10 protein-coding genes and 1 riboswitch are annotated in these 13,047 nt (G+C 71.2%); of the genes, 3 read left to right on the top strand and 7 right to left on the bottom strand.

All coding sequences use genetic code 11. The annotated features are described in order from the left end of the window. Positions 1-28: 28 nt before the first annotated feature. The 4 genes from AB0959_RS15775 to AB0959_RS15760 all read right to left on the bottom strand — a co-directional run bounded on the left by AB0959_RS15775 (position 29) and on the right by AB0959_RS15760 (position 4,625). Positions 29-937 carry an ABC transporter permease gene (locus AB0959_RS15775; protein ID WP_366826969.1) on the bottom strand — a complete coding sequence of 303 codons (909 nt, stop codon included), beginning with the start codon at positions 935-937 and terminating at the stop codon, positions 29-31. Next, entirely contained in the window at positions 924-1,862 is a 939-nt protein-coding gene (locus AB0959_RS15770) for an ABC transporter ATP-binding protein (protein WP_366826968.1), read from the bottom strand. Before AB0959_RS15770 ends, AB0959_RS15775 begins: the two co-directional genes overlap by 14 nt. A 100-nt stretch (positions 1,863-1,962) precedes the next feature. Beyond that, a complete protein-coding gene (locus AB0959_RS15765; RefSeq protein WP_366826967.1) occupies positions 1,963-3,237 on the bottom strand; it encodes a sigma-E factor regulatory protein RseB domain-containing protein in 1,275 nt (424 codons plus the stop codon). A gap of 377 nt (positions 3,238-3,614) precedes the next feature. Continuing rightward, complete coding sequence (locus AB0959_RS15760; RefSeq protein ID WP_366826966.1) at positions 3,615-4,625, bottom strand: polyprenyl synthetase family protein; 1,011 nt, start codon at positions 4,623-4,625, stop codon at positions 3,615-3,617. Between the two features lie 959 nt (positions 4,626-5,584). After that, positions 5,585-5,758, top strand: a riboswitch (cyclic di-AMP (ydaO/yuaA leader). A 5-nt stretch (positions 5,759-5,763) separates the two neighbouring features. Between AB0959_RS15760 and AB0959_RS15755 the strand changes: the two genes are divergently transcribed. After that, positions 5,764-6,573, top strand: a complete 810-nt coding sequence (locus AB0959_RS15755) for a LysM peptidoglycan-binding domain-containing protein (RefSeq protein ID WP_366826965.1) — start codon at positions 5,764-5,766, stop codon at positions 6,571-6,573. Positions 6,574-6,584: 11 nt separating this feature from the next. Here the strand turns inward: AB0959_RS15755 and AB0959_RS15750 are convergent, their stop codons facing one another. From AB0959_RS15750 to AB0959_RS15740, 3 genes are all read right to left on the bottom strand, one after another. Then, entirely contained in the window at positions 6,585-7,496 is a 912-nt protein-coding gene (locus tag AB0959_RS15750; RefSeq protein ID WP_366826964.1) for an HAD family hydrolase, read from the bottom strand. Positions 7,497-7,730: 234 nt separating this feature from the next. Next, on the bottom strand, positions 7,731-8,936 hold the full coding sequence (locus AB0959_RS15745) for an FAD-dependent oxidoreductase (protein WP_366826963.1): 1,206 nt from the start codon (positions 8,934-8,936) through the stop codon (positions 7,731-7,733). Positions 8,937-8,997: 61 nt separating this feature from the next. Then, positions 8,998-10,236 (bottom strand): ATP-grasp domain-containing protein, encoded by a 1,239-nt coding sequence (locus AB0959_RS15740; RefSeq protein ID WP_366826962.1) that lies wholly within the window; start codon positions 10,234-10,236, stop codon positions 8,998-9,000. A 262-nt stretch (positions 10,237-10,498) separates the two neighbouring features. Here AB0959_RS15740 and fahA point away from each other — a divergent pair, with 262 nt between their 5' ends. Next, positions 10,499-11,713, top strand: coding sequence for a fumarylacetoacetase (gene fahA, locus AB0959_RS15735; protein WP_366826961.1), 1,215 nt, complete (start codon positions 10,499-10,501; stop codon positions 11,711-11,713). A gap of 535 nt (positions 11,714-12,248) precedes the next feature. Further along, positions 12,249-13,028, top strand: coding sequence for a GntR family transcriptional regulator (locus AB0959_RS15730; protein WP_366826960.1), 780 nt, complete (start codon positions 12,249-12,251; stop codon positions 13,026-13,028). Positions 13,029-13,047 lie beyond the last annotated feature (19 nt).

Raw genomic sequence — 13,047 nt, 5'->3', positions numbered from 1 at the left:
ACGCCGTGACGTCCTACGCGGTGACGTCCTACGCGGTGATGTCCTTCGTGGTGAACCGCGCCCACGCCGCCGACCCGAACACGGCCGCGTACAGGCACTGCAGTCCCAGGTTGCGTTGCAGGTCGTCCCAGTAGACCGGTTCCCGCATCAGGTCGGCGAACGACAGCCAGTAGTGGGAGAAGAAGTACGGCTGGAGGGCGTGGAGTTGCGGGATCTGGTCGAGGATCTGCACGGTGATCAGCAGGCCGACCGTCGTGGCCATCGCCGCGATGCCGCTGCTGGTCAGGGTCGACACGAACAGCCCCAGGGCGGCCACACCGATCAGGGACGCGGCCACCACCAGGGCGATGAGCAGGGACCGGCCCAGCCCTTCGGCGAAGCTGATGCGCGTACCCGAGATGGTCGTCAGGTCGCCGAGCGGGAAGAGCAGGGCGCCCACCGCGAGCGCCGACACCGCGACCACCAGCGTGGCGACCAGACAGAACGTCATCGTCGTCGCGTACTTGGTGAGCAGCAGCCGGGTGCGGCCCGCGGGCGCGACGAGCAGATAGCGCAGCGTCCCCGCGTTGGCCTCGCCCGCGATGGCGTCCCCGGCGATCACTCCGATCGCCATCGGCAGGAAGAAGGGCAGGGTCGCGGCCAGCGCCGTGAACACCAGGAACAGGCCGTTGTTGGTGATCTGGGTGATGAAGGCCGGGCCCCCGCCTCCCCCGCCACCGACCGACGAGCCGTCACTGGTCTCGATCTTCACGGCCACGCCCACCAGGACGGGCACGCCCGCGAGTACGGCGAGCAGCGCGAGGGTGCGCCAGCGACGGAAGGTGGTGACGAGTTCGTTGCGGAAGAGCCCGAACGTCCAGAGCGGGCTCGGAGCCCGTACCTCCGCGGCCTCCCCGCGTGTTGCCGTGCCGGCCTGCGCCGCCTCAGCCTGCGACACCGAAGCCCTCCCCCGTCAGCGCCACGAACGCGTCCTCCAGGGAGGCCCGTTCGACCATGAAACCGCGTACGCGGACTCCGGCTGTCACCAGTGCCGCGTTCACCTCGGCGAGATCCCGTTCCGGGGGCTCGCCCGTCACCTGTTCCTCCGTCACGACGACATCGCCGACACCCTGTTCCTTGAGCACCCGGGCCGCGTCCCCGACGTCCGGTGTGGTCACGACCAGCCGTCCGCGCACCCCGGCCGCCAGGTCGGCCACCGGGCCCTGGGTGAGCAGTCGCCCCTGGGCCATCACTGCGGCGTGCGTGCACACCTGCTCGATCTCGTCGAGGAGGTGGGAGGAGAGGAAGACGGTGGTGCCGTCGGACGCCAACTCCCGTACCAGGGACCGGATCTCCCGCATTCCCTGCGGGTCGAGCCCGTTCGTCGGCTCGTCGAGGACGAGCAGCCTGCGCGGCTGGAGCAGCGCCGACGCCAGCCCCAGCCGCTGCTTCATGCCCAGCGAGTAGGCCTTCGCCTTCTTGCCCGCGGCCGCCGTCAGCCCCACCCGGTCCAGCGCGGCGGCGACCCGCGTCCGCCGGGTGCGGGGGTCGGCGGTGGGGTCGGCGGCGTCGTACCGCAGCAGGTTGTCCCGGCCGGAGAGGAAGCCGTACAGCGCGGGCCCCTCGATGAGGGCGCCCACCTGCGGCAGTACGGTGCGGGCGGCGCCCGGCATGGGACGGCCGAGCACCCGGGCGGTGCCCGACGTGGGCTCGATCAGGCCCATCAGCATGCGGATGGTGGTGGTCTTCCCGGAGCCGTTGGGCCCGAGGAAGCCGAAGACGCTGCCGCCGGGAACCGTGAGTTCGAGGTGGTCCACGGCCACCTGGCCGCCCCGGAAGGTCTTGGTCAGACCCTGGGTGTGGATGACACTCGCGTCCGTCATGGCTCCCCTCGGGTGCGGCCGCGGGCCGGGACGGCGTCCTGCGCCGTCCCGGCCCGCCCGCCGGTGTCCTGCCTGGCCGGTGTCCTGCCCGGCCAGTGTCCTACTTGGCCGCGTTGGCCGCCTTCACCAGCGCGTCCTTGGTGACCGCGCCGGCGTACGCCTTGCCGTTGTCCGTGATCAGGACGTTGATCAGCCGGGTCTTGAAGACGGTACCGGAGCCGAACTTGCCGCTGACCTTGTCGCCGAGGGAGCTCAGGAACCCGTCGACGTCGCTGTTGCCGGTGGCGGCCCCGGAGGGTACGCCCTGGCCGCCCGTGTCGAACTCGGCGATGGAGTTCCAGCCCTCGCCGATGGTCTTCAGGCCGCCGCCCTCCATCTCCTTGCCGAGGCCGCCGCCCTCCAGCCCCTTGCCGGCGTCCTTACCGAAGTGCTCACCGGACGGCGCCGCGCTGTCGTGGTGCCCCCGGGCCTCGGCCTTGTCGCCCTCGGTGACCTTCGCGCCCTTCGGCGGGGTGAAGTCGAACGTGGAGGCGCTCGGCTTGCCGAAGTCGACCTGGGTGAAGCCCGCGTCCACGACGGCCGCGCCCCCGCTCGCCGGGGTGAGCGTGAACTTCAGCGGCAGCCCGGTCTTCGAGTCCACCGCGATGGAGATGGCACCGACCGTGGAGCCGGACGCCTTGGGCTTGATGAGCAGCTTGTAGGCGTCCCGGCCGGCGACCTGGGCGGTGCCGTCCACGGTCACGGACGTGGTGTCGTCGACCGCCTTCAGGGCCTCCTCGGCCAGCTTCTGGGGCGTGGCCGGGACGTCCTCGGGCGCGGCCTTGCCGGACTTGTGGTCCTTGGCCTCGCCCGCGCCGGTCGAGTGGAAGACCTCGTTCGACTGACTGTCGTACGCCCACACGTCGTCGCCGTTGTGGATGACGCTGTACTCGGAGGCCTTGTCCAGCAGCGACAGCTTCTGCTTGTCCGGGCCGTCGGCCGCGACGCGCACGGTGTGCGTGCCGGTGGCGAGTTCGAGCAGCTTGGAGGAGGGGTCGGCGGACGAGCCGCCGTCCGAACCGGAGGGCTTCCCGGCTCCGCCGAGGCTGCTCTCCAGCCCGCCCAGGTCCGGCAGCCCCAGATCCGTGCTGATCTTCACCGTCCCGGACACCTGCTGTACGTCCGACGCGGCGATCTTCTCGACGAGTTCCTGTGCGCTGATCTTCGGCAGGTCGGGGTCACCCGAGCCGGCGAACGCCGGGACCAGCCCGATCGTCGCGGCCGCCACCCCCACCACCGTGACCGGGACGACGTACCGCGAGGCCTTGCGGCGCCCGGCGCGCACGTCGTCGGGTTCGCCGGCCTTCGCGCTGTCGTCGGTTTCGTACGGTGCCATGTGTGCCTTACCTCCGTCGTAGGCGGCGGCTGTTCGTCGTGACTCGCACTCGTCCTCGTCCACCCCGAGCCGCCATTCTCACCCGATTCGGTGAGGAGTGGTGCTTTCCATCTGACCAAATCGGCCAACGAGAAGCGTCAGACCCCGGAATCAACTCCATGTACTGCTGTGGGATGACACGGAGAGGCGGCGCCTCCCCCGACCCGTAGGGGTCGCAGGGGAGTACGCCGCCCGGCTGACACCCGTTCAGTGGTGGCCGTTCCGGTGCATCACGGACTACGGGCACGGTCTGACCCGGTCCAGCAAAACCGGTCCAGCAAAACCGGTCCAGCAAAAAGAGCCCGCCCGGTGCTTGAGGACGAGCCCTTCACCCGCACTCAACCGGCGCGGTGCACCACCGCGTCGCAGAGCTCGACCAGCGCGGCCTTCGCGTCGCACTCGCGCAACGGCGACAGCACGGCCCGGGCCTCCTCCGCGTACCGCACGGTGTCCCGCCGCGCCTGCTCCAGCGCGGGATGCGTCCGCAGCCGGGTCAGCGCCTCCGCGTGCCGCGCGTCATCGGTCAGGTCGGAGTCCAGCAGCTCGCACAGCGCGATGTCCTCGGCGAGCCCGAGCCGCTCGGCCCGCTCGCGCAGCCGCAGCACCGGCATGGTGGGGACACCCTCACGCAGGTCGATGCCCGGCGTCTTGCCGGACTCGTGCGAGTCGGAGGCGATGTCCAGTACGTCGTCGGCCAGCTGGAAGGCGATGCCGAGCCGCTCCCCGTACTGCGTCAGCACGTCCACGACCGTCTCGTCGGCGCCGGACATCATCGCGCCGAAGCGCCCGGAGACGGCGACCAGCGATCCGGTCTTGCCGCCGAGGACGTCGAGGTAGTGGTCGATCGGGTCCCGCCCGTCGCGCGGCCCGGCGGTCTCGAGGATCTGCCCGGTGACCAGCCGCTCGAAGGCCTCGGCCTGGATGCGGACCGCCTCGGGCCCGAGGTCGGCCAGTATGTGGGAGGCCCTCGCGAACAGGAAGTCGCCGGTCAGGACGGCGATGGAGTTCCCCCAGCGGGCGTTCGCGCTGGGGACGCTCCGCCGCACCTCGGCCTCGTCCATCACGTCGTCGTGGTACAGCGTGGCCAGATGTGTGAGCTCGACCACTACGGCCGACGGGACGATCCCCGGGGCGTACGGGTCCCCGAACTGCGCGGCGAGCATCACGAGCAGTGGCCGGAAACGCTTCCCGCCGGCCCGCAGCAGGTGCTGCGCGGCCTCCTGGATGAAGGGGACCTCGCTCTTGGTGGCTTCGAGCAGCCCTTCCTCGACAGCCGCCAATCCGGCCTGGACATCGGCTTCCAGAGCCTGGTCCCGCACGCTCAGCCCGAACGGCCCGACGACGGTCACGAGGGGTCTCCTGTCTGCTGACGTCTACTGACGGTTACACGGTCGGTCTCAAAATCGGTCTCACGGTCGATGACACGGTTTGTCGATCTGTCGCTGCCATCACTCGAGTCAGCGTATCCGGTCACCTTTCGATCACCACGGGCGCCCAGGGGTCCAGCCCGGGCTGTATCGGATCACGCCCGGTATGTTCTTGATCAGGTGATACAAGCGGACATGTACCGACTCCCGAGTCGACACCCTCGCCCATGGCCACCGAAGGCGCCGAGCCCCCGAGGCTCCGGAGATCACTCCGATGGGCCCGTCGAACTCGCTCATCCGTACGCCCTTCACCCGCGCCACTCCGCACGAGGCCTCCGCCGTCACACCTCCGCACGCGCCGACGCCGCTCTCGCACCGGAACCACTCAGGGCGGCCACCACGGCCGGCTCACCGGGCGACCGCTACGACAACGACGCACCCCGCACGCAAGGTTCCGGCCACACGGCCGGGACCGGCCCCCACTTCCGCGCGACCTCCCCACTCTCCGCGAACCCCGCGTACTCCACGCCCTTCGCGTGGAGTTGGTTCGCGAGTTCCCGGAACACCGAACGTATGCCCCGCACTTCGCGCCCATCACGAGGTGAGACACCCCGAAAGGGGGCCGGGCCCACGCCTCGCCGGACCGCCCAATCGGCGGTCGACTTGTCCGAATTGCCGCCTTGCCAGCACTTCATCCGGTCCGTCCCGTGAATTGGGTCACGCCGCCCCCGTGACGTCCTCTGCTCCCACCCTCTCGACTCTTCCTTTGCAGAAGGCAAGTTGAGCTTCGCCTTCCGGTGATTTCGCGAACTTCTGCACCACAAAGAGCTGATCAAGGGCGCTTCTGTCGTGCTTTCGGCCTTGTTCCCGACATGTGCTCTCGCATACGTTCACGGTCCATCCGGACGGGACGCCGAATCCTGCCGCCGCCCGGAATCCCCACTGACCAACCACTCACGCAGGCAGGAGCGGGGGAACCAGGTAAGCCGCCGGTCCGCACGACGGGCCGGCTCGGGGTGAAGCCATGCACGGCACGCACGACGCGTCGCCGTACACGGCCGGGCACCTTTCCGCCCGAACCCGACAGCTCACCTCGCAGGCGCCGGAGAGGAACAGCGTCATGGCCGCACGAGGCAAGCACTGCCGCCCCAGATCCAACCCGTTCATCCGAGGAGCCGTCGTCGCCGGAACCGGCGCCGCCGCCCTCGCCCTTCCCCTCCTGAGCGCGACCGTCGCGAGCGCCGCGACGCCGGCCCAGGCTCCCGCCTCCATCCAGGCGGTCCAGTCCGCGCCCCACCTCAAGTCCATTGCGTACACGGTGGCCAAGGGCGACACGCTCTACCGCATCTCGAAGAAGTACGACACTCCCGGTGGCTGGCGGAAGATCTACAAGGACAACCGCAAGGCCATCGGCCACGACCCGCACATGATCCACCCGGGTCTCCACCTGAAGCTCAGGACGGCGAAGGCGGGCACGGCGGGCACGGCGGGCAAGAAGTCCACCCCGTCCCCGGCGTCCACACCGTCGCCCGCGTCCACACCGTCCGCCGCGTCCAACCTGTCCACGCAGACCGTCACCGACGCCGCCCCGGTCGCCGACACGACGTACACGAACGACCTCGACGGCTGGATCCGCCAGGCGCTGGACATCATGGCGCAGAACGGAATTCCCGGGTCGTACGACGGCATTTACCGCAACATCATGCGCGAGTCCTCCGGCAACCCCCAGGCCATCAACAACTGGGACTCCAACGCCGCGGCGGGCACCCCGTCCAAGGGGCTCCTCCAGGTCATCGACCCGACCTTCCAGCAGTACCACGTGGCGGGCACGTCGAACGACCCGTTCGACCCGGTCGCGAACATCGCGGCGGCGTGCAACTACGCCGCCGCGCGCTACGGCTCGATCGACAACGTCAACGGACCGTACTGATCCCGGAACACCTACCGGCCGCCGGGCCGGGCGGGCGACGAGCTCCGCCGGCCCGGCACCGGGGCGGATCCGGACCGGGGGCCGGGCACCTCATCCGCCCCCGCCCCCGCCCCCGCCCCCGGGAACAGCCGCTCCAGTACCACCGCGATCCCGTCCTCCTCGTTGGAGAGCGTCACCTCGTCGGCGACGGCCTTGAGTTCCGGGTGGGCGTTGGCCATGGCGACCCCGTGGGCGGCCCAGTCGAACATGGGGATGTCGTTCGGCATGTCCCCGAAGGCGATGGTGTCGGCCGGGCCCAGCCCGAGGCGCCGGGCGGCCAGGGCGAGGCCGGTCGCCTTGGTGACCCCGCATGGCTGGAGTTCGACGGTGCCGGGCCCCGACATGGTGACCGTCGCGAGCGAACCGACCGCCCCGCGGGCCGCCGCCGCCAACTCGTCGTCGGACAGGGACGGGTGGCGCAACAGCACCTTGCTGATGGGCTCGCCCCACAGGTCGTCGCGGAGCAGGACCCGTACGGCGGGCAGGGTCGGGTGCGGCATCAGATAGCCCGGCTCGATGAGGGTGAGCCCGTCCACGCCGTCCTGGTCGACGGCCGCGTACACCTGCCCGACCTCGGCCTCGATCTTGCCGAGCGCGGTCTCGGCCAGTTCCCGGTCCAGGGTCACCGACCACAGCAGCCGGTCCGCGCCGGCGTCGTACAACTGCGCGCCCTGCCCGCACACCGCGAGCCCCTCGCTCCCGAGGTCCTCCAGCAGGGGGCGCACGCGTGGCGCGGGGCGTCCCGTCACCACCAGGTGCCGCGCGCCCCCGGCCACGGCTCTGGCCAGCGCCGCGCGCGACCTGTCGGAGAGCGTGTCATCGCCGCGGAGCAGCGTTCCGTCCAGGTCAGTGGCGATCAAGGCATATGCGGTGCGCGGGTTCATGATCAGAGAATACGGATCGGGAAGGCCCACCTGTCCGGCGTGAACCGGACGACGTGAGTTGACCGTTGGGACGTCACGGGGTCCCGGTCCGCCCGCACGTTGTCGCGCGGCACGGGCCCGCCCCTGACGCCCCGCCGATCGTCGAGACGCTCGCCGTCGGTGTCACCCGAAAGTGACGAACGGGACGTCAGGGCAGACCGGATGTCCAGACGAGCGGGCGGGCGATCCGCGCCCTCACCCGTGGGCGGCCGCCAGATGCCTCGCCAGTCGCGGCGACGCGAACTCCGTCCCGCACACGAACCGCATCACCGGCCCGTACGACGCCGCCGACGGCAGGCCCGTGAAGTACAGCCCCGGCACGGACGACCGATAGCCGGCGCCCAGCTTCGGCGTCCCCCGGCTCACCACCAGCTCCGTGCGCAGCTCGTGCCCGAGGAAGTCCATCGCGGCGATGTCCACGCGATAGCCGGTCGCCGCGATCACATGGTCGGCCGACAGCTCCTCCGTACGGCCCCCGTGCGTCTGGACCGCGAGCATCGGGCGCCCGTCGATCACGCCGCCGCGGATGATCCGCGCGACCTCGCGTACGGCCACCGCGGACTCGAAGCGCTCGCGCAGCCACCAGGCGCCCAGCGGTCCGAGGACGCGACGGACCAGGTAGTGGCGGGCCTCTTCGGGAAGGAGGCGGTAGGGGTGCGGGTAGTAGCTGAGGGCCCACAGCGACCAGGCACGCCCGAAGGGAGACTCCGGGCGGAAGCGGGGCTGGGCCCAGGGCGGCGCCCCGAACGCCACCCTGCCGTGGCCGCGCGAGACCACCCTTACGCGCGCCCCGGCCTCCGCGGCCAGCGCCGCCGTCTCCAGGGCGGACTGTCCGGCGCCGACGACGAGGAGCTCCTTGCCGGAGAACCGGCTCAGGTCGTGGTGCTGCGCGCTGTGCGAGACGGGCCCGGTGGGGCTGGGCCCGTCCGTGGCCGCTCCCGCGAGCTCGGGCGGGAGGTGGGCGAGCCCGGAGAGCCCGGTCGCCACGACGACGGCCCTCGCGGTGAACGTCTCACCGGAGTCCAGCTTGAGCTCGAAGCCCTCGCGGTCCCCGCGCCGGTCCACGGACACGACCCGCACCCGCTCCAGTTCGGGCACCAGCTTCTGCTGGAACCACTCCCCGTAGGCGACGAAGGTCTCGACCGGGATGATGTCCTCGTCCGTGACCAGCCGCGGGATGCCCGCGGCGTCGCAGTAGTCGACGAGGTCGTGGCCGCGCTGCGGCGCGTCGATGTTCGAGGCGGCGGGGGTCGACTTCAGCAGCATGCCCGCGGGCATGTGGTCCCGCCAGCTCACCATGGGTTCGCCGAAGACTCGTACGGGAATGCCGCGCGCCCGTAGATGCGCGGCGGTGGACAGACCGAACGGCCCGGCGCCGATCACTGCAACCGGATGAATCACGAAGTCCCTCCCCAGGACGCGATGTGCCTACTTCGTGGTGTCGTGCTGACGGAACTGCCGCCTAACCGGCTCCCCCACCTCTGCGATGGGTCCGCCACAGTTGACGCAGATGCCTGGCTCCCGGCCGCACGAAGCGCGCGAGCATCGTGAAGAAGGGCCGCAGGTCGTCACCCGCGAGCCACGCCAGTTCCGTACCGCTCGCGCGTGCGGGCGCGTGCGGGGTCGTGTAGCCGCTGCGCCGGTAGGCGATCAGGGCCGGCAGGTCGATGTTCTCCACGACGTACCGATGGCCGGCGCGCTGCTCCCCCTCCGGAACCGGCCGACCGGTCAGGTCGAGGTGCATGGCGCGGACGACGTCGACCCCCGCCTCGTTCTCGAAGAGGCGGAACTGCGCCCCCATCCGCGGATTGAAGTCCAGGAGCTTGTACTGCCCGTCCCGCCGGTCGAAGCGCAGGTCGAGGTCGACAACGCCGCTGAAGCCGATCTCCTTGATGAAACGTGCGGCGATATCCGCGAGTTCCGGATTGTCGACGACGTACGCGTTGGCCGTCATGCCCGCGTGGGGCGGCCACGAGCGCACCTTCACGCCGGTGAACATCGCGAGCGGCGTCGACTCGGCGTCGAAGTACGCGTGGACGATCCAGTCCTCGGCGTCCTCCCGGGGCAGGTACTCCTGGAGGATCACGCCGGGATGTTCGCCCCACTCCTTGGCGAGCCGCAGCAGGCCGTCCCGGCTGCCGATCCGCGTGGTGCCGTTCACGGCCGGCCGGGCCCTGCGGACGAAGGCCTCCCGGTTCTTGGCCACCACCGGGAAGCGCGCCGTCCGGGCGAAGCGCTCGACCTCCTCGTACGACTGCGGGAAGACGGCCGTGGGGCTCGCGATCCCGTGCTTCACACACAGTTCGTGCAGCCCCTGCTTGCTGGCGAGCCGGCGCGGCAGTCCGCTGTCCACCCGCGGGAACAGGAAGCTGCCGCCGAGTACCGCCTGGTGCTCGGCGATGAGCACGGCGGCCTCCTCGTCGGTCGGGACGAGCAGTGCGGGCCGCCCGATCCGCCGCCCGATCCGCAGCAGCCCCTCCACCAACCGCTCCGGCGCCTCGGTCCCGGTGGTCGGCCACACGAACGCCCGCTCCAGGTACCGCGAGACGGCGGCGGGCGTGTAGCGGTCCTCGGTGATGGCGTACATCGGCACGCCGAGCCGCCCGAGACTGCGGATGGCGCCGACCCCACCGTGATGCAGCGGGTAGTCGCCGAACTTCACGATCAATCCGGGCACGCCTCGGTCGACACCGAACGGCACGCGCCCGCCACTCCTGGCCACGGGTCCCCCCACGTGTCCCCCCTTTACGGACCCGGACCCACCCCGTCCGCGCCCCCAGAGGACGCTAAGCCGGAATTACCGGCTCCGACCGCTCCGTATCCGGACATTACGAACTCTTTAGGCATTGGGGACCCCTGCCCGCTCAGGTCACTCCCCCGTAACGTGTGCCGCAGCGATCACGGCCCCACGAGGGCCGCACACGACGGTTGGACGTAGCACACGGAAAGCGAGGCACACCCCCATGCCCCCCTTCGACGTCCCCGAGGGCGACCCCTTCGGCCCGCACAACCTGCCGTACGGCGTCTTCTCCCGGCCGGGCTCCGGGACGCGGACCGTCGGCGTCCGCCTGGGCGACCACGTCCTCGACGCGGGAGCCGCGGCTCAGGCCCTGTCCTCCCCCTACGCCGCGATCCTCTCCCACCCCACCCTCAACCCCCTCCTCGCCGCGGGCCGCACCACATGGTCGGACGTCCGCCGCGCCCTCACCGCCTGGCTGACCGTCCCCTCCCACCAGGAGACGATCGCCCCTCACCTCCATCCGCTGGCCTCCGTCACACTCCACCTCCCCTTCGAGGTGGCGGACTACGTCGACTTCTACGCCTCCGAGAACCACGCCCGGAACGTCGGCCGGATCTTCCGCCCCGACGCCGCGGACTCCCTCACCCCCAACTGGAAGCACCTGCCGATCGGTTACCACGGCCGGTCCGGCACGGTTGTCGTCTCGGGCACCGAAGTGGTACGCCCCGCGGGCCAGCGGAAGCCCCCCGCCGACCCGGCGCCCGCCTTCGGCCCCTCGACCCGCCTGGACATCGAGGCCGAGGTCGGCTTCGTGGTGGGAACTCCCTCCCCCATGGGCACCCCGGTCCCGCTCGCCTCCTTCCGGGACCACGTCTTCGGCCTGTGCCTCCTGAACGACTGGTCGGCGCGGGACATCCAGGCCTGGGAGTACGTCCCTCTCGGCCCCTTCCTCGGCAAGTCCTTCGCCACGTCCGTGTCGGCGTGGATCACCCCGCTCGACGCCCTGGAGGAGGCCCGCGTGGCTCCTCCGGAGCGGACGCACGACCTGCTGCCCTACCTGGACGACTCCTCCGAGGAGCCCTCCGGCTACGACCTCCGCATCTCCGTGGCGATCAACGGCCACGTGGTCTCCGAGCCGCCGTTCTCGACCATGTACTGGACGGCGGCGCAGCAGCTGGCCCAGATGACGGTGAATGGCGCGTCCCTGCGTACGGGGGATCTGTACGGCTCCGGGACAGTCAGCGGGCCCTCGGAACGTGAGCGCGGCTCGCTGCTGGAGCTCACGTGGAACGGGCGCGATCCCCTTGACCTCCCCGACGGCAAGCGGGCGTTCCTGGAGGACGGCGACGAGGTCACCCTCACGGCGTGGGCCCCTGGGGGCGGCGGCACGAGGGTGGGTCTTGGCGAGGTGACGGGGCGGGTGGTGGCTGCGCACTAGCGTCTGCCGGGTTCTGTTCGCGGGCGGGTGCGGGTTCGTCGTGGCTGGTCGCGCAGTTCCCCCGCCCCTGAGAACCTGGGCGTACCCGGCGTCACAACGTCCCCGGCTCCCACCGGACCGCAGCCGCCGACGTACCGAAGGGGGTGTGCCGGGAGGTGTCCGCCCGCAGCGGCCGGCGTCCGCCGCCGAGTGGCTGACAGCCCACAGCGCCGCCGGACCGAGGACGGAGACCTCGCGGCGCGCCCCCGACCCACGAACACGCCACAGGCGCCCCGGCACGCGGCGGAAGCGGGTCCGTCCGGACGCCGGGCACGCCCAGGCTTTCAAGGGGCGCGGGGAACTGCGCGACCAGCCACGACGGCGGGAAGGTCACCCACACGCCGAACCGCCCCGCCACCCCGGAGGGCGCCCGCACTGGCAGATCTTCCTCACACTCCGGGCAAACCCCCAGGTCAACGGCTCGCCTCACGGAGCGTCAGGTGGCGCAACACTTCGGCAACACTACCTTCCCTACCGGATAGGTATGGTTCCGGCCATGTCCACCGAACGCATCCGAGAGCACGCCGGTCAGGGCGCGACCACCGTCGCCGCCCACCGGCGCCGGCTGCGCGCGGACCGGGCCAGACAGCTCGCCGATCTCCTGCGCCACCAGCTCCTGACCGGCGGCTTCCCGAACGGCGCACTCCCGCACGAGACAACCCTCGCCACCGACTACGGCGCCTCCCGCAACACCGTCCGTCAGGCCCTCGACCTCCTGCGCGCCGAGGGCCTGGTGGAGCGCCAGCCCGGCGTCGGCACGGTGGTCGTCGCCCAGAAGTACCCCCACGGTCTGGACCGCCTCATGGGCCTCGCCGAAACCCTGCACGAACACGGCCGGGTCACCAACGAGGTCCGCACCATGGGCCCCGCCCCCGCACCCGCCCCCGTGGCCGAACGCCTTCGGGTCCCGGCCGGCGCCGACGTCCTCTACATCGAGCGCCTGCGCCGCCTGAACGGCCTCCCGCTGTCCCTCGACCTCACCTACGTCCCCCTCGACATCGGCACCGCCCTGCTCGACGCCGACCTGGAGAACACCGACGTCTTCCACCTCCTGGAAGCCATCTCCGGCCAGCCCCTCGGGCACGCCGAGATCACCCTGGAGGCCGTGAACGCGGACGCGCACTCCGCCGCCGTCCTCCAGGCCCCGCGCGGCGCGGCCGTACTGATGCTGGAACGCCTCACCCACCTGGCCGACGGCCGCCCCGTCGACCTGGAGTTCATCCGCTTCCGCGGTGACCGCATCACCATGAGCGGCCTGCTGCGCCGCTCCCTCTGACCCCACCCGCCTGACCCCA

It is taken from the genome of Streptomyces sp. NPDC046862, assembly GCF_040704615.1.
GTDB lineage: Bacteria > Actinomycetota > Actinomycetes > Streptomycetales > Streptomycetaceae > Streptomyces.
This window is presented reverse-complemented; position numbering and strand designations above follow the sequence as displayed.